This window comes from Denitratisoma sp. DHT3 (genome assembly GCF_007833355.1).
GTDB lineage: Bacteria > Pseudomonadota > Gammaproteobacteria > Burkholderiales > Rhodocyclaceae > Denitratisoma.
In genome coordinates this window covers 751,573-769,159 of record NZ_CP020914.1, presented here as the reverse complement: position 1 = coordinate 769,159, position 17,587 = coordinate 751,573, and the positions used below count along the sequence as shown (strand labels likewise).

Genomic DNA, 17,587 nt, shown 5'->3' with positions numbered 1-17,587 from the left:
TCGGACGGAACCGCTCATGCGCTGGAGTGCGGCGGACTGTTGTTTGGCTGACCTGTGTTTCATGGCCACTCCCCTACCCTGAACCGGCCGAGCCGGAATCGAACTTCAGAAAAAATAACCGAAGCGTGCATGCACCCGCCAGTCGCCCCGCTTGGCCGTGCCGCCGGGATTCTGCACCTTGGCATAGTCGGCCTGGAACGCGGCGTCCCTGGCGTAGGTCCAGCGCAAACCGAGACCCAGACTGGAGATGTGCTCCCGCGCCTGCTCCACCGGCAGCGGCTTGATCCGATGGACCGAACCGAGGTCGTAGAAGGCCAGGGCGCGGCAGCGTTGGGCGACGGAAAAACCCGCGCACAACTCCGGCGAATACAGTTCGAGACTGGCCTGGTGGCCCTTGTCGGACGCGACCTCCCGCTCCAGGAAACCGCGCACCGAACTGGAGCCGCCGACCCCGAACTGCTCGCCCGGAATCATCGGCTTGTCCGTCCATTGGGCGGTCATCACCAGTCGCGCCTGCCAGTCGGCGCCCAGGGTACGGCTCAAGGTCAGGCCGCCGCGCACCGCCTGGTATTCGGCGTCCGCCCCGGCCCGGGCCTTGCTGAAGGCCGCCTGGCCGCCATTGCCGCCGCCGGGAAGGTTGTGCGCATAACTTCCGTAAAAGCTGAATTCGCTGTCGGGTCGGGCCAAGCGTCCCTGATACTGAACCGATGCGGGACGAACCGTCAGGTCGTTGCCCAGTTGCAGGGCGCCTACGCCGATGTTGCTCTGGAATTTCTTCTCCTCCAGGCCGAAGACGACGTTGTGCTCATAGTCGCCCCGGCGCTTGAGATTCCAGGTGTAGCGGGCGCCGAAGGACGAACCCTTGCCGGTGATCGCCAGGTCGAAAGGCCCCACGGCGATGGAGCCTGCATTCACATTGGAGTCCGTGGCGTAGAAATCCAGGCTGTCGCCCGTCCCGTAGAGGGGAAGGCGATAGGCCACGGCATACACCTTGACGTCGCTCATCTGGCTGGGCGAGGTCTGGTATTGCAGGGTCAGGACATGGTCCCGGTTCCACAGGTTGGAATATTGGTAACTGATGCCGAGCCGGTTCAGGCCGGTCTGGGGCGTGCCGGTATTGTCCAGGGTCATGCCGGCTTTCCAGGGCTTCTCGTCCGTCACCTTGATCTTGGCGATGACATCGTCCTCTTTTTCGCCCGGAGAAAGCTGCAAGGCGACCTTCTTTGCCGGGTTTTCGTTGGCGACCCGCAGGCTGGCGGACAGATCATCCACCTGGGGGGCGGTTCCCTCCTTCAAACCCGGCAGGGAAGCGCGGATGTTGTCCGCATCGAAGAATCGATTGCCCTGCACCTCCACTGTGCGGAGCTTGCCTTCCACCACCTGCAACAGCACTTCGCCCCGTTCCAGCACCTGTTCGGGCAGCAACACCGAAACGGTGGTGTAGCCCAGCTTCCGATACCCCTCTTCCAGCGCTTCCAGGGCTTTTTGCACGTCGCCGAAGTCCTGTTGCTGGCCGATGAACGGTGCGACATAGGCATCGATCCGGGATTGCGGCAGCAGCGTGTTGCCTTTCACGTGGAATTTGGTGATCGCAAACTTGGGCACCTCCTGGGCTCCGCCCGGGAGTGCGGTCAATGCAAACCACAGGCCCCACAGAGCACGACGGCCGAACAGTACAGACGGCATAGAAGCTTCCTTCCCAAGGGCAATCGATTCGCGTCTGAGCGCGATTCAGCCGATCAGCATAAATCCTTTCAGGTCACCGAATTATTGTAATTCAATCAGCAGCATAGTCATGCTAAATTTAACTTTAGTTATATGCTGTGGTTCGCCAGTTCAACCAGACGCGAAGTTTGCGATGACATCCGGCATCCAGCGCGTCGGGCGGCAGCACCAGGGTCAGTCGTCGCTTGTCGGAGCGCAGGCGCAGCACGACGCCCACGACATGTACCGACGTCTCCGCGTCGGGTTCCAGCGTTGGGGCCGTGCCATCCCCCGCTGACGGACCGGCGATCAGATCGACCTTCCCGTCCTGGCGCAGGATGAGCGCCCTCACGCCGCCCCGATGCAGCGCATGGCGCCACAGGCTGTGCGCGCAGGAAACGCCGATCAGACCGATCAGCGCCCACTTCGCCGGCAGCGGTAATTCACAGGGCAGCACTGCCGCCACGGCCAGACCGTGGCCCAAAAGCAAAACGGCCGCCAGCGTGGCTGACGGCCGCAGACGAAGGGTGACGGGCAGATCCACTGCCCGACGCGCCTACACCCGACGGAAGGCGAGCGTACCGTTGGTACCGCCGAAACCGAAGTTGTTCTTCAGCGCCACGTCGATCTTCATTTCCCGCGCGGTGTTGGCGCAGTAATCCAGATCGCATTCCGGGTCCTGCTCGAAAATGTTGATGGTGGGCGGAGACACCTGGTGATGCACCGCCAGCACGGTCAGAGCCGATTCGAGGCCGCCCGCACCGCCCAGGAGGTGGCCGGTCATGGACTTGGTGGAATTGACCACCAGATTCCTCGCCACATCGCCGAAGGCCAGCTTGATGGCCTCGGTCTCGTTCTTGTCGCCCAGCGGCGTGGAAGTGCCGTGGGCGTTGAGGTACTGCACTTCGCCGGGATTGATGCCGGCATTCTTCAGTGCGTTCAGCATGCTGCGCCGGGGGCCGTCGGTATCCGGCGCGGTCATGTGGAAGGCGTCGCCGCTCATGCCGAAACCGGCCAGTTCGGCGTAAATCCTGGCGCCGCGCTTTTTCGCGTGCTCGTATTCCTCCAGCACCAGCACGCCGGAGCCCTCGCCCAGGACGAAGCCATCGCGCCCGGTGTCCCAGGGGCGGCTCGCCGTGGCCGGATCGTCGTTGCGGGTGGACAAGGCCTTGGCCGAGGCGAAGCCGCCCACCGCCAGCGGGGTGACCGTGGATTCCGCGCCGCCGCAGACCATCGCGTCGGCGTCGCCGTACTCGATCATGCGGAAGCTGGTGCCGATGGCGTGCAGGCCCGTGGTACAGGCCGTCACCACCGCCAGATTCGGCCCCTTCAGCCCGAACATGATCGACAGGTTGCCCGAGATCATGTTGATGATGGTGCCGGGAATGAAGAAGGGAGAAATCTTGCGTGGGCCGCCGCCGAGGAAGTCGTTATGCGTATCCTCGATCATCGGCAGGCCGCCGATGCCGGAGCCGATGTTGACGCCGATGCGGTCGGCATTGGCTTCGGTCACTTCGATCCCGGAGTCCTTGATGGCCTGGATGCCTGCCGCCATGCCGTAATGGATGAAGGTATCCATCCGGCGGGCTTCCTTGGGCGACAGGTAGTCGGCGACGTTGAAATTCTTCACCTCGCCGGCAATCCTCGCCGAAAACAGCGAAGCATCGAAACGGGTGATCGGACCGATGCCGCTCTTGCCGGCAAGGATGTTGCCCCAGGCTTCGGATACGGTATTGCCCACCGGCGAGATGATGCCAAGACCGGTGACGACGACTCTGCGACGCGACAAGGCGGACTCCTGCGAGATTGGTATGGATTATTACTTCTTGACGTTGTTATTGACGTAGTCGATCGCCTGCTGGACCGTGGTGATCTTCTCGGCTTCCTCGTCGGGAATCTCGCACTCGAACTCTTCCTCCAGGGCCATCACCAGTTCGACGGTATCCAGGGAATCCGCGCCCAGGTCATCCACGAAGGAAGACTCGTTCTTGATGTCGGCCTCGTTCACGCCCAGCTGGTCGGCGACGATTTTCTTGACGCGCTGTTCGATATTCTCCATTTGCAGCTCCTTCCCTGATTGATCGGGTGTAGTGAGAAAAAGAAGTCGGGGCTGGCGCGAGAAACCCGCGTTGCTCCACAACTGTAAAACCTGGCTAGTTTACCAAAAAGCGTCGCCGTGCCAGTCGCGGCAACAGGAGGGTCAACACATGTACATACCGCCATTGACATGCAGCTCGGAACCGGTGACGTATCCGGCCTTGGGGCTGGCGAGGAACGCCACCGCCGCCGCCACCTCGTCGGCCTGGCCGAGGCGGTTGAGCGGAATCCTGCCCAGCAGGGCGCCCCGCTGCGCGTCCGGCAGAGCGCGGGTCATGTCGGTATCGATGAAGCCGGGCGCCACGCAATTCACCGTGATGTTGCGGCTACCCAGTTCCTGGGCCAGGGCGCGGGTCATGCCGGCCACGCCGGCCTTGGCGGCGGCGTAGTTGGCCTGCCCCGGATTGCCGGCGGCGCCGACCACCGAAGTGATGTTGATGATGCGGCCGGCGCGGGCCTTCATCATGCCGCGCATCACCAGCTTGCACATGCGGAACACCGACTTCAGGTTGGTGTCCGCCACGGCGTCCCATTCCTCGTCCTTCATCCGCATCGCCAGGTTGTCGCGGGTGATGCCGGCGTTATTGACGAGGATGCCCACCGGACCATATTTCTTCTCGATTTCGGCGAGCAGGGACTCGCCCGAAGCGGCGTCGGTCACATTCAGCACCGCGCCCCAACCGACGATGCCGGCGGCGTCGAGCGCATTCTGGATTTCGGCGGCGCCGGCTTCGGAGGTCGCCGTGCCGACCACCGTCGCCCCCTGGGCGCCCAGTTCCAGCGCAATGGCGCGGCCGATGCCGCGGGAAGCGCCGGTCACCAACGCGATCTGGCCTTTCAACATATTCGCTTCCTCAACCTGCAACGGCAGCCAGTGCCGCCTCGATACCGGCCAGATCGGCCATGGCGCCGCCGGTCAGGCCGTCGGCGCAACGTTTGGTGACGCCGGCCAGCACCTTGCCGGGCCCGCATTCATACACTTGGCCGATACCCGCCGCCTGCATCGCCCGCATGATCTCCACCCAGCGCACCGGCGCGGCGGCCTGGCGCACCAGGGCATCCTTGATCGCGGCCGGATCGCCGACCACGGCCACGTCGACGTTGTTCACCACCGGAATCGCGGGAACGGCGAATTCCAGTTCCGCCAGCCGCGCCTTCAGCTTTTCCGCCGCGGGCTGCATCAGGGAGCAATGGAACGGCGCCGACACCGGCAGCATCACGGCCCGCTTGGCGCCCTTCGCCTTGCAGGCGTCGGCCGCGCGCTGCACGGCCGCGGCATGGCCGGCGATGACGGTCTGCTCCGGCGCGTTGAAATTCACGGCCTCCACCACCTCGCCCTGGGCGCATTCCGCGCAGACGGCCTTGATCGCTTCGGCATCCATGCCCAGGATCGCCGCCATCGCGCCGGTCCCGGCGGGCACGGCTTCCTGCATGGCCTTGGCGCGCAGTTCCACCAGCGGCACGGCGTCCCGCAACGACAGCACGCCCGCGGCCACCAGCGCCGAATACTCGCCCAGGCTGTGTCCGGCCACCATGGCCGGCTGGGCGCCGCCCATCTCCCGCCACAGACGCCAGGCGGCGATGCCCGCGGTCAGCATCAGGGGCTGGGTATTCACGGTCTGGCTCAGGGCCTCGGCGGGCCCCTCCGCCGCCAGTTGCCAGAGGTCGCGGCCGAGGGCGGCAGAGGCTTCGTCGAAGGTGGCGCGGATCACCGGGCTGTCGCCATAGGCATTCATCATGCCGACGGACTGCGAGCCCTGGCCGGGAAAAACGAGCGCAAATTTCATGTCGTTCTCGGAAAATTCAGAAAGTAAGAAGGGCGGCGCCCCAGGTGAAGCCGCCGCCGACGCCCTCCAGCAGGAGGGTCTCGCCGCGTCGGACGGTGCCGGCGCGGACCGCCTCGTCCAGGGCCAGGGGGATCGACGCCGCCGAAGTGTTGCCGTGGCGATCCACGGTGACGATGCACTTCTCCGCCGGCAGGCCCAATTTCTTGCCGGTGGATTGAATGATGCGGACGTTGGCCTGGTGAGGGATCAGCCAATCCACCTGATCGACGGTGCGACCGGCCTTGTCCAGCACCTCGTGGGCGACCTCGGCGAGGACCCGCACGGCGAACTTGAACACCGCCTGGCCGTCCATGCGCAGGAATGGATCGCCGATCGGCAGGCCGCCGCAGAGATGGCCGGGCACCGAGAGAATGCCGTGGTGTGAACCATCGGCATGGAGCGCCGAGGACAGGATGCCCGGTTCGTCGCTGGCTTCGAGCACCACCGCGCCGGCGCCGTCGCCGAACAGGACGCAGGTGCCGCGGTCCTTCCAGTCCAGGATGCGGGAAAACACCTCGGCGCCCACCACCAGGGCGCAACGGCTGCTGCCGGACTGGATGAACTTCTCGGCGATCGACAGGGCGTAGGCGAAACCGGTGCACACCGCCTGCACGTCGAAGGCCGGCGACTGGTTGGTCACACCCAGCTTGGACTGCAGAATGGCCGCCGTGCTGGGGAAAATATAATCCGGGGTGGACGTGGCGACGATGATCAGATCCACTTCCTCCGGCTTGCGGCCCGCGGCTTCCAGGGCGCGGCGGCAGGCTTGCGCCGCCAGGTCGCTGGCGGCCATGCCGGCGGGTGCCAGGTGACGGAAGCGGATGCCGGTGCGCTCGACGATCCACTCGTCGTTGGACTCCAGTCCGTGGGCGGCAATCAGATCGCTGTTGCTGATCGGCTCTCCCGGGAGGTAGCTGCCGGTGCCGGTAATCTTGGCGTAACTCATAAAGTGGCGGAATCCGGTGATGCCGTCATGACGGCCATGCGGCTGACGATCTTGTCCGTCAGCTGGTTGCGCGCCGCCTCGGCGGCACGGTTCAGGGCGCAGCGGAAGGCATAGGCGTCGGCCGAGCCATGGCTCTTGAAGACGATGCCGTTGAGCCCCAGCAAGCCGGCGCCATTGTATGCGCGGTGATCGAAACGCTGCTTGAACGCCTTGATCACCGGCATCGAGATCAGGGCGGCGAGCTTGGACCAGGGGCTGCGGTAGAACTCTTCCTTGAGGCCGCCGGCGATCATCGTCGCCAGCCCTTCCGCCGCCTTCAGCACCACGTTGCCGACGAATCCGTCGCAGACCACGATGTCGGCGGTGCCGCGGAAGATGTCGTTGCCTTCGACATTGCCGATGAAATTGATGTCGCTGTCCTTCAGCAGCTCGGCCGCCCGCTTGACGACATCGTTGCCCTTGATGTCCTCCTCGCCGATGTTCAACAGGCCGACGCGGGGGCGCTCCTTGTGCTCCAGGGCGGAAACCAGCACCGAACCCATGATGCCGAACTGCAGCAGGTGCTCCGGCTGGCAGTCCACATTGGCGCCCAGATCGAGCACATAGACATGGCCGTCGTGGGTGGGCAGGATGCCGGCGATCGCGGGGCGGTCGATACCCGGCAGCGTCTTCAGGACGAAGCGGGAGATCGCCATCAGGGCGCCGGTATTGCCGGCCGACAAGGCGGCATCGGCGACGCCTTCCTTGACCAGGTTGGCGCAGACGCGCATCGAGGAATCGCGCTTGTTGCGCAGGGCCGAGGCGACGGGCTCGTCCATGGCCACGACTTCGCTGGCGTGGCGCAGCACCAGACGCGAACCGAACTGTCCCTGGATCGTGGCGACCATGGGGCGCAACACCTCCTCCTGGCCCACGAGGATGACTGCGCTGTCGGCATCGCGCCGCAAGAACTCCAATGTCGCGGGAACGGTGACCGACGGTCCGTGGTCACCCCCCATGCAATCCACTGCGATGGTGATCGCCATCGTTTCGAATCAAGAAAAAGGCCGAATGCGTTCGACGCATTCGGCCATTTCGATCCTGGGAGTTATTCGCCCTTGGCCTTCAGCACCTTCTTGCCGCGATACACGCCGGACGGGGAGATGTGGTGACGCAGATGGACCTCGCCCGTGGTGGGCTCGACCGCCAGCGGCGGGTTGGTCAGGAAGTCGTGGGCACGATGCATGCCACGCTTGGAGGGGGATTTCTTGTTCTGTTGAACGGCCATTTCAGACTCCTTGCATTAAATCGTTACTGCTTCTTCAGCTTTGCCAGCGCCGCGAACGGCGATGGCTCCTGTTCATCCCTCAACGGCGCCGGCGGCTCGCAATGCTCGTGGCGGGGCGCCAGCGGCAAGGCCAGCAGCACCTCGTCCTCGACCAGGGGCAGCAGGGCCAACGCCTTGTCCGCCTCGATCGCGTCGGCGCTGTCGTCCTCCAGGTCGTCTTCCGGCCACGGCGCGCCGGGAGCCACCAGACGCAGCCGGGCCGCGACATGCAGCGGCACCGCCATTTCATGCAGACAACGCTGGCAGCGCAACATCACCTCGCCATCCGCCTCGACCACCAGATAACTCGCGCCCTGATGATCGCGCTCGCCGCGAATCCCGTAATCCAGGACCCCGCTATCGTTCGCCAGCATATCGCCCAGCCGCGCCAGCGCCGCCACTGGGATCGAGCCGGATATCCGGCCCGCGTCCCGGGCGAATTCGAGACTGTCGATGACCGTCCCGGCGAGATCCTGTCTGAGCTTCTGCGACATAAAGGGCGCGAATGCTATCATGCCGGCCCTTTTCTAGTCAAAACAAAAACATGCGCCGGCTGGTTCTCGCATCCACTTCAGTCTTTCGCCGGGAATTGCTGTCCAGGCTCCAGCTTCCCTTCGAAACCGCCGCCCCCGACGTCGATGAAACACCACTGCCCGGCGAAGCGCCGGCGCTCACCGCGGAGCGCCTCGCGCTGGCCAAGGCCCAAGCAGTCGCCGGCCGGTTTCCCGATGCGCTGATCATCGGCAGCGACCAGGTGGCCTTCCACGGCGAACAACGCTTCGGCAAACCGGGGACGCGAGAGAATGCCAGCAGACAGCTGCGCGCCATGAGTGGAAAAACGGTGATTTTCCATACCGGTTTGTGCTTGCTCAATGCCGCCACCGGGCGTAGCCATCTGCGCGGCATCCCCACCGAGGTGCATTTCCGCGAACTCTCGGACGCCGAGATCAGCCGCTACCTGGACAAGGAGGATGCCCTCGGCTGCGCCGGCAGCGCCAAATCCGAGGGACTGGGCATTTCCCTGATGGAGGCCATGCGCGGCGACGACCCCAACGCCCTGGTGGGCCTGCCCTTGATCGCCCTGTGCCAGATGCTGCGCGCCGAAGGGGTGGAACTGCCCTGATGGCCGGCACGCTGTACCTGATCCCCGTCGCCCTGGGGGATGTTCCCTGGCCGCAGTTCCTGCCCGCCGCGACCCGGGATCGAGCCTGCCGCCTGACCCACTACGTCGTCGAGAACGCCAAGACCGCCCGCGCCGAACTCAAGCGCCTGGAGCATCCGACGCCCCTGCGGGACATCGCCATCGAAGAACTCCCCGAACACCCGACCGCGGCCGACCTGGAGCGACTGCTCGCGCCGGTACGGGCCGGGCATGACCTGGGGCTGATGTCCGAAGCTGGTTGTCCAGGCGTGGCCGACCCCGGCGCCCTGCTGGTGCGCCGGGCCCATGAACTGGGGATCGCGGTGCGCCCCCTGGTGGGCCCCTCCTCCCTGCTGCTGGCCCTGATGGCCTCCGGCCTGGACGGCCAGCGTTTCGCCTTTCACGGCTACCTGCCGGCCCGGGAACCGGAACGCGGCCAACGGATCGCCGAACTGGAACGCGACTCCCAACGAAACAACCAGACCCAGTTGTTCATCGAGACGCCCTACCGCAACGCCGCCCTGTTCCAGGCCCTGCTCCAGGGGTGCCATGCCTCGACCCGAATCTGCCTGGCGACGGACCTGACGCTGCCGACGGAAGCCATCGCCACCCGGACCATCGAGCAATGGCGGATCGCACCAGCACCGGACCTGGAACGGCGCCCCACCGTCTTCCTGCTGCTCGCCGAAGCGACCGCCCGGCAGCCGGACAAGACGCAGCGACGGGCGGAACCCCGACCGCGCCGCCGCTGAGCGACTACCTCAGGGAAAACCGCGCCAAGGCGCCGGCCATGCCCTCGGCCACGTCGGCACCGAAGCGCTGGGCAAATTTCTCGGCGAAATTGGGCTTGACGGTGTAGTCCCGGATGTCCTCGGCCTTGATCACGTCACGGGCCACCGACTCCACGGTGCCGTAGGCGTCGGCCAGGCCCAGTTCGATGCTCTTGCTGCCGGTCCACATCAGGCCGGAAAACATCTCCGGAGTCTCCTTCAGCCGCTTGCCACGCCCCTGGCGCACCACGTCGATGAACTGCTGGTGGATCTCGTTGAGCATCCGCTGGGCGTGCTCCTTGTGCTGGGCGTTCTGCGGCGAGAAGGGATCGAGGAAACCCTTGTTGGCGCCGGCGGTCAGCAGGCGACGCTCCACGCCCAGCTTGTCCATGGTCCCGGTGAAGCCGAATCCGTCCATCAACACGCCGATGGAGCCGACGATGCTGGCCTTGTCTACATAAATCCGGTCGGCGGCGGCGGCCACATAGTAGCCGCCGGAGGCGCAGATGTCCTCCACCACCGCATAGACCGGTATCTGCGGCGACCGGGCGCGCAAACGGCGCACCTCGTCATTGATGATCCCGGCCTGGACCGGGCTGCCGCCCGGGCTGTTGATCAGCAGAACCACCCCGGCCGTGCCCTTGCTTTCGAAGGCCGACTGCAAGGCGCTGACCACATGCTCGGCGCTGGCGTCGGATTTCGCCGAAATCACGCCGGCGACCTGGACCAGCGACGTGTGGCGCTTGCTCTCCGCCAGCTTTTCCGCCTCGCCGCCCCAATCGGCCACCATGGCCAGCACCACGCCCAGATAGATGAAACCCAGGGTCTTGAAGAGAATGCCCCAGCGGCGCCGGCGGCGCTGCTCGGCCAGGGTGTCGAGGGCGAGTTTTTCGAGAACCTGGCGTTCCCAGCGGAGGTCGTTGTTGTCGCTCACGGCGGCATCGGCGCAAAAAAATCAAGGGTGCGCAGTATACCCGTCGCGTCAGCCGTTCGTCCGCAACCAGGCGGCCAGATCGACCACGGTGTCGGCGCAAAGCAACGGCGACTCCGCCTCCAGCGTCCGCCGCGGATGCGCGCCGTAGCTCACGGCCAGCGCCGCCACCCCGGCATTCCGTGCCATTTGCAGGTCATGGGTGGTATCACCGATCATCAGCGTGGCCTCGGACCGGGTGCCGAACTCCGCCATCAGCTCTTCCAGCATCTGCGGGTGGGGCTTGGAAAAACACTCGTCGGCGCAGCGGGTGCCTTGAAAGAATCCGCCCACGCCGCTGGCTTCCAGGGCGCGATTCAGCCCCAGGCGGCTCTTGCCGGTGGCGACCGCCAGCATGTGTCCGGCCCCGCTGAGTTCCGCCAGCAACTCGGCGATGCCGGTGAAGAGGCTGAGATCCCGGTCCTGCGACAGATAGTGGTAGCGATAGCGCTCGCTGATCTCCGCGTAGCGATGCGGCTCCAACTGCGGCAGTGCCTGCGCCAGCGCGTCCTGCAGCCCCAGGCCGATGACGTGGCGGGCCTGCGCGTCGCTGGGCGGTTCCAATCCGAGATCCCGTGCCGCGGCGCGGATGGCGGAGGCGATGGCGGCGGCGGAATCCATCAGGGTTCCGTCCCAGTCGAAGACAATCAGATCGAAGGTTTTGGGCATGGGAATCGAGAAAAGCGGGTGGGAGGCACGGACCGCCCCTCCCGGATCAGGGCTTATTACGAAGTGGGCAGCGCGTCGTTGCGCAGGCCGGCCGCCCAGCCGCCGTCGGCCAGGAATTCGGCGCCGGTGGTGTAGGAGGCTTCGTCGGTGGCCAGGAACAGCGTGACATAGGCCACTTCATGGGGAAGACCGACGCGGGGAATCGGTATGGCGCGATAGAAGGCATCCATGGACCGGGGATCGCTGTTCTGCTCGGAACGGCCACCCATGTCGGTGAAGATGCCGCCGGGATGCACGGTATTCACGCGGATGCCATAGGGCCCCAGTTCGATGGCCGCCGCCTTGGTCAGCCCGCGCACCGCCCATTTGCTGGAAGCGTAGGCGGCGAGGCCATTCTTGGCCTGGAAACCGTCGATGGACGAAATGTTGATGATGGAACCCTTCCCCGCAGTCTTCATGGGCTCGAGAACGGAGCGGATGCCGAGGAAGGGACCCAACTGATTCACCCGGATCACGGCCATATAGTCGTCCTCGGTCATATCCTTGATGGCCTTGGCATTCAGGATTGCCGCGTTGTTCACCAGCACGTTGAGGGAGCCAAAGGCCCGGGCCCGGGCCACTGCCTTGTCCCAGTCGGCCTGCTGGCTGACATCCATGTGCACGAAGGCGGCATTGGGCCCCAGCTCTTGGGCCAGAGCCTCGCCGGCGCTGTCGAGCACATCGCCGATCACGACCTTCGCACCGTTTTCAACGAACAGGCGAACCGTCGCCTCCCCCATCCCTCGAGCGCCACCGGTGACGATAGCGACCTTGCCATGCAATCTGTCCATGTACTTTATTCCTCCGTGGTTTTTGTAGTCATCTCAAACATATCAGCAGCGAAATTGCGGCAAAAACATGTTCAATCGAAATTGAATTCGCTCATCGGACCGGTCACCATGCGGGTGTGGTCGCAGAAGTGAGGCAGATCCGCATACATCTGCTGCACCACGTCAGGTAAACCGAAATAGCGGCTTTCATCGGTGAAATCGCGCAGTTCCCTGAAGTGCTCCGACACGATGGCGCGGTAGGGCGGCGCCCCCGCCGTCAATGGCCGGGCCACGGCGTGGCGGATGTAGGACCAGCGCAATGGGTGGAGATCAAAGGAAATCCGCGAATGCTCCGCTTGCCAGTGATGGTAGAAATCCTCGTCACTCACGCCCTCCGGCTTGGCATGGGCGGTGAACTGATTCACGCCCGGCCTGCGAGTTCCCTCCTGCCAATCCCGAACGTAAGGCTGAACGACGGACTCGGTCACAAGATAGCCATCCAACCGTCCCGCGACTGCCGCAAGCACCGTCTCCGCGTCGCTGCGGCGGTCGACGTTGTCGAGCCAGAACTGGGCCACGCCGGCCAGGTCGTCCCAGGGACCAGCGATCCGCGCAGGACAGGCTTCCCGAACCGGATCGTTCAGGTCTGCCACCAGAAGATCAATACGCTTGGCGCCGATGGCCCGCAGGGCGGGAACGGCACCGATCAGCACCGGACTGAAAGCGGCCGCCGAAACGCCATGGCTGCGCCCCAACAGATATACCAGTTTTTCCAAAGGCCTCCTCCTGTGCTCTGTATTTGAATCTGAATCGACCGTCACGCAGTATCGGGACGCGGCCAAGCTCCGGTTCGCGTCTCGTGCAGATCCAGTTGCTCAAGGAACGCAGCCAGTTCCGGCGGCAACGGCGCCGACAGCACCAGAGGCGCTCCACTCAACGGATGCGCCAGGGCCAGATGGGTCGCATGCAGGAACATCCGTTTCAAGCCGGCCTTCTGCAGGGTTTTGTTGAGGGTGAAATCACCGTACTTGTCGTCCCCGGCCAAGGGGAAACCCAGGTGGCTCAGATGGACGCGGATCTGATGGGTGCGGCCCGTTTTCAGTTCCACTTCCACCAGACTGAAGTTTTCCCAACGGGCCACCAAGCGGACGATGGAATGGGCGTCCTTGCCCTCGGGCGAAACGCTCACCCGCCGTTCCCCATCCTCGGTCAGATATTTGTGCAGGGGCAGGCGGACGTGCTGCTTGGGATTGAGCCAGCGCCCTTTCACCAGCGCCAGGTAGCGCTTGGCGATAGTGCCATCGCGAAACATGTCGTGGAGACGGGTCAGGGCCGCCCGCTTCTTGGCAACGATCAGCAGACCGGAGGTTTCCCGGTCCAGGCGATGCGCCAGTTCCAGGAATTTGGCCTGCGGGCGGGCGCGCCGGATCTGTTCGATCACGCCGAAATCCACGCCGCTGCCGCCATGGACGGCCACGCCGGCCGGCTTGTCGATGACGATCAGAGCCTCGTCTTCATGGACGATCGCGAATTCCCGGGCCGGGGCGGCCGGCCGCGATGGCTTTTCGCTCAAGCGGATCGGCGGGATGCGCACCACGTCTCCCGCACGCAAGCGATAGTCGGGACCGATCCGCCCCTTGTTGACCCGCACTTCCCCGCTGCGCAGGATGCGGTAGATATGGCTTTTGGGCGCTCCTTTGGCGAGCCGAATCAGGAAGTTATCCACCCGTTGCCCCGCCGCCTCCACGTCAACTTCGAAAAGGGTTGCGGAATCTTTGCTTAAGCCATTCATTTTGAAATACAATGCCTGCGCCGTTTCTTGACGGTGTGCCCGACGACCCGAAGTGGCGGCGGCGGCGCCAGTCCAGAGATGTTGTCTTGCCCGACGGTCGATCGATCAATCGATCAGAAGAACGGCCGGCGGATGTGGCAACGGAGTGAAGAGGCGGACGGTGCGACTTGTCGCGCCATCGCTTACTCCGGCAAACCCAGGGTATCTCGCTCGCCCGAAGCAGCGATACTACTTCATATTGCGCGCAATACAGGCACCCCCGATTGCTTTGCGCTGCTGCCGTCCAGCGACGGAAGCAGCACGATCGAACATCAGACAAACCCGAAACCGCTTGCTCACAGGCCCATGAACCAGCCTTCAACATCGCAAATCCGGTCCGCGCCGTCAGCCCTTTAAACAGCCTGGCGGCATGCGGTTTGTCGTGCCCTGCTTGCGCGCGGGAGCACACATGAAACGCATGCTATTCAATGCGACGCAGGCCGAGGAACTCCGCGTCGCGATCGTCGATGGTCAGAAACTGATCGACCTCGACATCGAGTCGGCCAACAAGGAGCAACGCAAGAGCAACATCTACAAGGCGGTGATCACCCGCATCGAGCCCAGCCTCGAAGCGGCCTTCGTCGATTACGGCGCCGACCGCCACGGCTTCCTGCCGTTCAAGGAAGTCTCCCGCGCCTATTTCAAGGCCGACATGGAACCCGGCCGCGCCCGCATCCAGGACGCCCTGAAAGTCGGCCAGGAACTGATCGTCCAGGTGGAAAAGGACGAACGCGGCAACAAGGGCGCGGCCCTGACCACCTTCGTCTCCCTGGCTGGCCGCTATCTGGTCCTGATGCCCAACAACCCACGCGGCGGCGGCGTCTCGCGCCGCGTCGAGGGCGAGGAGCGCCAGGAACTGCGAGAGATCATGGACCAGCTGGAAGTGCCCGGCGGCATGAGCCTGATCGCCCGCACCGCAGGCATCGGCCGCGGCCTGGAAGAACTCCAGTGGGACCTCAACTACCTGCTGCAACTCTGGCGCGCCATCGAGGGCGCCGCCCAGGGCCAGTCCGGCGCCTTCCTGATCTACCAGGAGTCGAGCCTGGTGATCCGCGCCATCCGCGACTACTTCCAGCCCGATATCGGCGAAATCCTGATCGACACCGACGACATCTTCGAGCAGGCCCAGCAGTTCATGGCCCACGTGATGCCGGCCACCGTGAATCGAGTCAAGCGCTACCACGACGACGTGCCGCTGTTCTCGCGCTTCCAGATCGAGCACCAGATCGAGTCGGCCTACTCGCGCCAAGTGAACCTGCCTTCCGGTGGCGCCATCGTCATCGATCACACCGAAGCGCTGGTCTCGGTGGACGTGAACTCCGGCCGCGCCACCAAGGGTTCCGACATCGAGGAAACCGCCTTCCGCACCAACTGCGAGGCCGCCGACGAGATCGCCCGCCAGCTGCGCCTGCGCGACCTGGGCGGCCTGATCGTGATCGACTTCATCGACATGGAAAGCAGCAAGAACCAGCGCGAAGTCGAAAACCGTCTGCGCGACGCCCTGCACCATGACCGCGCCCGGGTCCAGACCGGCAAGATCAGCCGCTTCGGCCTGCTCGAACTGTCGCGTCAGCGTCTGCGCCCCGCCCTGGCCGAGACCAGCTACATCACCTGCCCGCGCTGCACCGGCACCGGCCACATCCGTTCCACCGAATCCGCCGCCCTGCACATCCTGCGCATCCTCGAAGAAGAGGCGATGAAGGAGAACACCGGCGCCATCCACTGCCAGGTGCCGGTGGATGTCGGCACCTTCCTGCTCAACGAGAAGCGCAGCGACATCGCCCGCATCGAGATGCGCCATCGCGCCAGCCTGCTGATCGTCCCCAACCGCCACCTGGAAACGCCGCAGCACGAAATCGTGCGCCTGCGCCACGACCAGTTGAACCAGGAAGACGTGGTGCTGGCCAGCTACCAGATGGTCGATAAACCCAGCGAAGAGGGATATCGCTCCCCCGCCGCCCAGGCCGAAGCCAAGTCTTCGCCCAAGCAGGAGGCCGTGGTCAAGGGCATCACGCCCGAACAGCCGGCGCCCATCGTCGAACCCAAGGCGGCGGCGCGGGCAACGCCCGCGAGCAAGCCGCAGCAGGGCCTGCTCGCCAGGATCATCGCCTGGCTCACCGGTGGCACGGAAGAACCGCAGCCCGTGGCGGAGAAGAAATCCGAGAAGTCGGGCCGCCGCGAGCGGGGAGAACGTGGTGAGCGCGGCGAACGTGGCGGGCGGGACCGAAACGGACGCGGCCGCCGGGAAGGCAAGGAAAATCGCGAGGAGCGCCAGCCGCGCGAAGGCGGCGAACGCAAGGAACGCGGCGAGCGGCCCAAGCGTGAGGAAAGCCAGCCTGAAGGAACACGCGAGCCCCGGCGCCAGCGTGGCGAACGCGGAGAAAAAGCCGAGCGTGGCGAAACCGCCGAGCGCCCGGAAAAGGCCGAGCGTGGCGAGCGCCGCGAAGAGCGCCAGCCGCGGCCGCCCCGTGCCGAACAGCCACCCAAGGCTGAGACGCCGGCAGGCACGCCTGCCGAAGGCGCCTCCGCCGTCGAAGAGGGTGAAACCCGCCGTCGTGGCCGCCGCGGCGGTCGTGGTCGCGGCGAGCGCCGCGGCGAGGAGGCAGCGCCCCAGGAAGCCGTGGTCGCCGCTGTTGACACGGCTCAGCCAAAGACCGAGGCGATCGCCGAGGTGATCGAAGCGGTCGAGGCGGTCGAGGCGGCGGAAACGCCCCAGGCACCCGCAGTGACCGAAGCCGAAGTGACTCAGCCGGCCCCGCCGCCCGCCGCACCCGTGGCGGTGAGCGAAGCCGCCACGGTCGAAGTGGCGGAGGCCGCAGCACCTGCGACCCCTGCCGTACCCGAGACGCCCGCCGAGCCTCCCGCCCCGGTCGCTCCTGTGGTCGAGCCTTCTGCTCCGGCCGCTTCTCCCGCAGTCGAACCCCCTGTCCCGGCCGAGCCCGTGCCGGCTGCGGCCACCGCCATTCCGCAGACGGAGTCCGTTGCCGTACCGGAACCGGAACCCGTTGCGCCGGAACCCGAGCAGCCGGCGCCAGCCAAGCCCGAGTTGGCGGCTCCCGCCAATCTGGAGCAGGTCGGGCTGGTGATGATCGAAACCAGTGCCCACCGCTCGGCGCCGGCGCCCGTATCCGCTGCCCAGCCTCTGGGACGCAAGCCCAAGCCCGTGCCGGTCGTGGCCGAGGAACCGCTGCAGATGGTGGAAACCCGCCACTGAGCCATTGCCGGTCGAACCAGCTCACACGGATTTCGGGATTTCCGATTTCCCTGTGGGCCACGCAACAAAAATGCCGCCGAAGATCTTTCGGTGGCATTTTTGTTTTCGGGATGCCGATTTTTCGGACCTGCCGTGCCAATGCCATTCAGGCGTCCCGCGCGAACTTGTCATCACACCGTGTCGATGCTAGAGTCCGCGCCGTTTTCATTTCTCGGAGTTCCTCCGTGGACAGTCCCAGTTGCCGACGCCTGGTCGGCGCAACTCGGGCAAGGTAATCAACGGGTAACACCCGGTCACTACCTTG

The 17,587-nt window shown here is 65.1% G+C and carries 18 protein-coding genes; 3 read left to right on the top strand and 15 right to left on the bottom strand.

Annotation, left to right across the window (positions count from 1 at the left end; translation table 11 throughout):
* Nucleotides 1-105: 105 nt before the first annotated feature.
* The 10 genes from B9N43_RS03435 to B9N43_RS03390 form a co-directional block, all read right to left on the bottom strand.
* On the bottom strand, nt 106-1,605 hold the full coding sequence (locus B9N43_RS03435) for a ShlB/FhaC/HecB family hemolysin secretion/activation protein (RefSeq protein ID WP_186453961.1): 1,500 nt from the start codon (nt 1,603-1,605) through the stop codon (nt 106-108).
* Nucleotides 1,606-1,810: 205 nt separating this feature from the next.
* Entirely contained in the window at nt 1,811-2,248 is a 438-nt protein-coding gene (locus B9N43_RS03430; RefSeq protein WP_145840938.1) for a protein YgfX, read from the bottom strand.
* 12 nt (nt 2,249-2,260) lie between these two features.
* The gene (gene fabF, locus B9N43_RS03425; protein ID WP_145840937.1) at nt 2,261-3,493 is read right to left on the bottom strand and encodes a beta-ketoacyl-ACP synthase II; all 1,233 of its coding nucleotides are present in this window, start codon (nt 3,491-3,493) and stop codon (nt 2,261-2,263) included.
* A 30-nt stretch (nt 3,494-3,523) separates the two neighbouring features.
* Nucleotides 3,524-3,763 (bottom strand): acyl carrier protein, encoded by a 240-nt coding sequence (acpP, locus tag B9N43_RS03420; RefSeq protein ID WP_145840936.1) that lies wholly within the window; start codon nt 3,761-3,763, stop codon nt 3,524-3,526.
* A gap of 141 nt (nt 3,764-3,904) precedes the next feature.
* Nucleotides 3,905-4,645: a 3-oxoacyl-ACP reductase FabG gene (gene fabG / locus B9N43_RS03415; RefSeq protein ID WP_145840935.1), complete on the bottom strand. Its 741-nt coding sequence runs from the start codon at nt 4,643-4,645 to the stop codon at nt 3,905-3,907.
* A 10-nt stretch (nt 4,646-4,655) separates the two neighbouring features.
* Nucleotides 4,656-5,588 carry an ACP S-malonyltransferase gene (fabD, locus tag B9N43_RS03410; protein ID WP_145840934.1) on the bottom strand — a complete coding sequence of 311 codons (933 nt, stop codon included), beginning with the start codon at nt 5,586-5,588 and terminating at the stop codon, nt 4,656-4,658.
* 16 nt (nt 5,589-5,604) lie between these two features.
* Nucleotides 5,605-6,573 carry a beta-ketoacyl-ACP synthase III gene (locus tag B9N43_RS03405; RefSeq protein ID WP_145840933.1) on the bottom strand — a complete coding sequence of 323 codons (969 nt, stop codon included), beginning with the start codon at nt 6,571-6,573 and terminating at the stop codon, nt 5,605-5,607.
* Nucleotides 6,570-7,598 carry a phosphate acyltransferase PlsX gene (gene plsX, locus B9N43_RS03400; RefSeq protein ID WP_145840932.1) on the bottom strand — a complete coding sequence of 343 codons (1,029 nt, stop codon included), beginning with the start codon at nt 7,596-7,598 and terminating at the stop codon, nt 6,570-6,572. Before plsX ends, B9N43_RS03405 begins: the two co-directional genes overlap by 4 nt.
* A gap of 62 nt (nt 7,599-7,660) precedes the next feature.
* Nucleotides 7,661-7,840: a 50S ribosomal protein L32 gene (gene rpmF, locus B9N43_RS03395; RefSeq protein ID WP_145840931.1), complete on the bottom strand. Its 180-nt coding sequence runs from the start codon at nt 7,838-7,840 to the stop codon at nt 7,661-7,663.
* Nucleotides 7,841-7,863: 23 nt separating this feature from the next.
* Entirely contained in the window at nt 7,864-8,373 is a 510-nt protein-coding gene (locus B9N43_RS03390) for a YceD family protein (RefSeq protein WP_186453960.1), read from the bottom strand.
* Nucleotides 8,374-8,423: 50 nt separating this feature from the next.
* Between B9N43_RS03390 and B9N43_RS03385 the strand changes: the two genes are divergently transcribed.
* Complete coding sequence (locus tag B9N43_RS03385; protein WP_145840929.1) at nt 8,424-9,002, top strand: Maf family protein; 579 nt, start codon at nt 8,424-8,426, stop codon at nt 9,000-9,002.
* Complete coding sequence (locus tag B9N43_RS03380; RefSeq protein ID WP_145840928.1) at nt 9,002-9,772, top strand: SAM-dependent methyltransferase; 771 nt, start codon at nt 9,002-9,004, stop codon at nt 9,770-9,772. The genes B9N43_RS03385 and B9N43_RS03380 overlap by 1 nt, the downstream gene beginning before the upstream one ends.
* 4 nt (nt 9,773-9,776) lie before the next feature.
* Here B9N43_RS03380 and B9N43_RS03375 read toward each other — a convergent pair whose 3' ends face one another.
* The 5 genes from B9N43_RS03375 to B9N43_RS03355 all read right to left on the bottom strand — a co-directional run bounded on the left by B9N43_RS03375 (nt 9,777) and on the right by B9N43_RS03355 (nt 14,030).
* Nucleotides 9,777-10,724, bottom strand: coding sequence for a S49 family peptidase (locus B9N43_RS03375; RefSeq protein WP_145840927.1), 948 nt, complete (start codon nt 10,722-10,724; stop codon nt 9,777-9,779).
* 48 nt (nt 10,725-10,772) lie between these two features.
* Complete coding sequence (locus tag B9N43_RS03370; RefSeq protein ID WP_145840926.1) at nt 10,773-11,429, bottom strand: HAD-IIIA family hydrolase; 657 nt, start codon at nt 11,427-11,429, stop codon at nt 10,773-10,775.
* A gap of 56 nt (nt 11,430-11,485) precedes the next feature.
* Nucleotides 11,486-12,259, bottom strand: a complete 774-nt coding sequence (locus B9N43_RS03365; RefSeq protein WP_145840924.1) for a glucose 1-dehydrogenase — start codon at nt 12,257-12,259, stop codon at nt 11,486-11,488.
* Nucleotides 12,260-12,330: 71 nt separating this feature from the next.
* A complete protein-coding gene (locus tag B9N43_RS03360; protein WP_186453959.1) occupies nt 12,331-13,014 on the bottom strand; it encodes an EthD domain-containing protein in 684 nt (227 codons plus the stop codon).
* Nucleotides 13,015-13,055: 41 nt separating this feature from the next.
* Entirely contained in the window at nt 13,056-14,030 is a 975-nt protein-coding gene (locus B9N43_RS03355) for an RluA family pseudouridine synthase (protein ID WP_145840920.1), read from the bottom strand.
* A 448-nt stretch (nt 14,031-14,478) separates the two neighbouring features.
* Here B9N43_RS03355 and B9N43_RS03350 point away from each other — a divergent pair, with 448 nt between their 5' ends.
* Entirely contained in the window at nt 14,479-17,283 is a 2,805-nt protein-coding gene (locus tag B9N43_RS03350; RefSeq protein WP_145840917.1) for an Rne/Rng family ribonuclease, read from the top strand.
* Nucleotides 17,284-17,587 lie beyond the last annotated feature (304 nt).

Bases quoted from the DNA above. Each gene is read 5' to 3' on its own strand.
- acpP (WP_145840936.1), bottom strand. From the start codon at position 3,763: ATGGAGAATATCGAACAGCGCGTCAAGAAAATCGTCGCCGACCAGCTG.
- fabG (WP_145840935.1), bottom strand. From the start codon at position 4,645: ATGTTGAAAGGCCAGATCGCGTTGGTGACCGGCGCTTCCCGCGGCATC.
- fabD (WP_145840934.1), bottom strand. From the start codon at position 5,588: ATGAAATTTGCGCTCGTTTTTCCCGGCCAGGGCTCGCAGTCCGTCGGC.
- B9N43_RS03405 (WP_145840933.1), bottom strand. From the start codon at position 6,573: ATGAGTTACGCCAAGATTACCGGCACCGGCAGCTACCTCCCGGGAGAG.
- plsX (WP_145840932.1), bottom strand. From the start codon at position 7,598: ATGGCGATCACCATCGCAGTGGATTGCATGGGGGGTGACCACGGACCG.
- rpmF (WP_145840931.1), bottom strand. From the start codon at position 7,840: ATGGCCGTTCAACAGAACAAGAAATCCCCCTCCAAGCGTGGCATGCAT.
- B9N43_RS03390 (WP_186453960.1), bottom strand. From the start codon at position 8,373: ATGTCGCAGAAGCTCAGACAGGATCTCGCCGGGACGGTCATCGACAGT.
- B9N43_RS03385 (WP_145840929.1), top strand. From the start codon at position 8,424: ATGCGCCGGCTGGTTCTCGCATCCACTTCAGTCTTTCGCCGGGAATTG.
- B9N43_RS03380 (WP_145840928.1), top strand. From the start codon at position 9,002: ATGGCCGGCACGCTGTACCTGATCCCCGTCGCCCTGGGGGATGTTCCC.
- B9N43_RS03370 (WP_145840926.1), bottom strand. From the start codon at position 11,429: ATGCCCAAAACCTTCGATCTGATTGTCTTCGACTGGGACGGAACCCTG.
- B9N43_RS03365 (WP_145840924.1), bottom strand. From the start codon at position 12,259: ATGGACAGATTGCATGGCAAGGTCGCTATCGTCACCGGTGGCGCTCGA.
- B9N43_RS03355 (WP_145840920.1), bottom strand. From the start codon at position 14,030: ATGAATGGCTTAAGCAAAGATTCCGCAACCCTTTTCGAAGTTGACGTG.
- B9N43_RS03350 (WP_145840917.1), top strand. From the start codon at position 14,479: ATGAAACGCATGCTATTCAATGCGACGCAGGCCGAGGAACTCCGCGTC.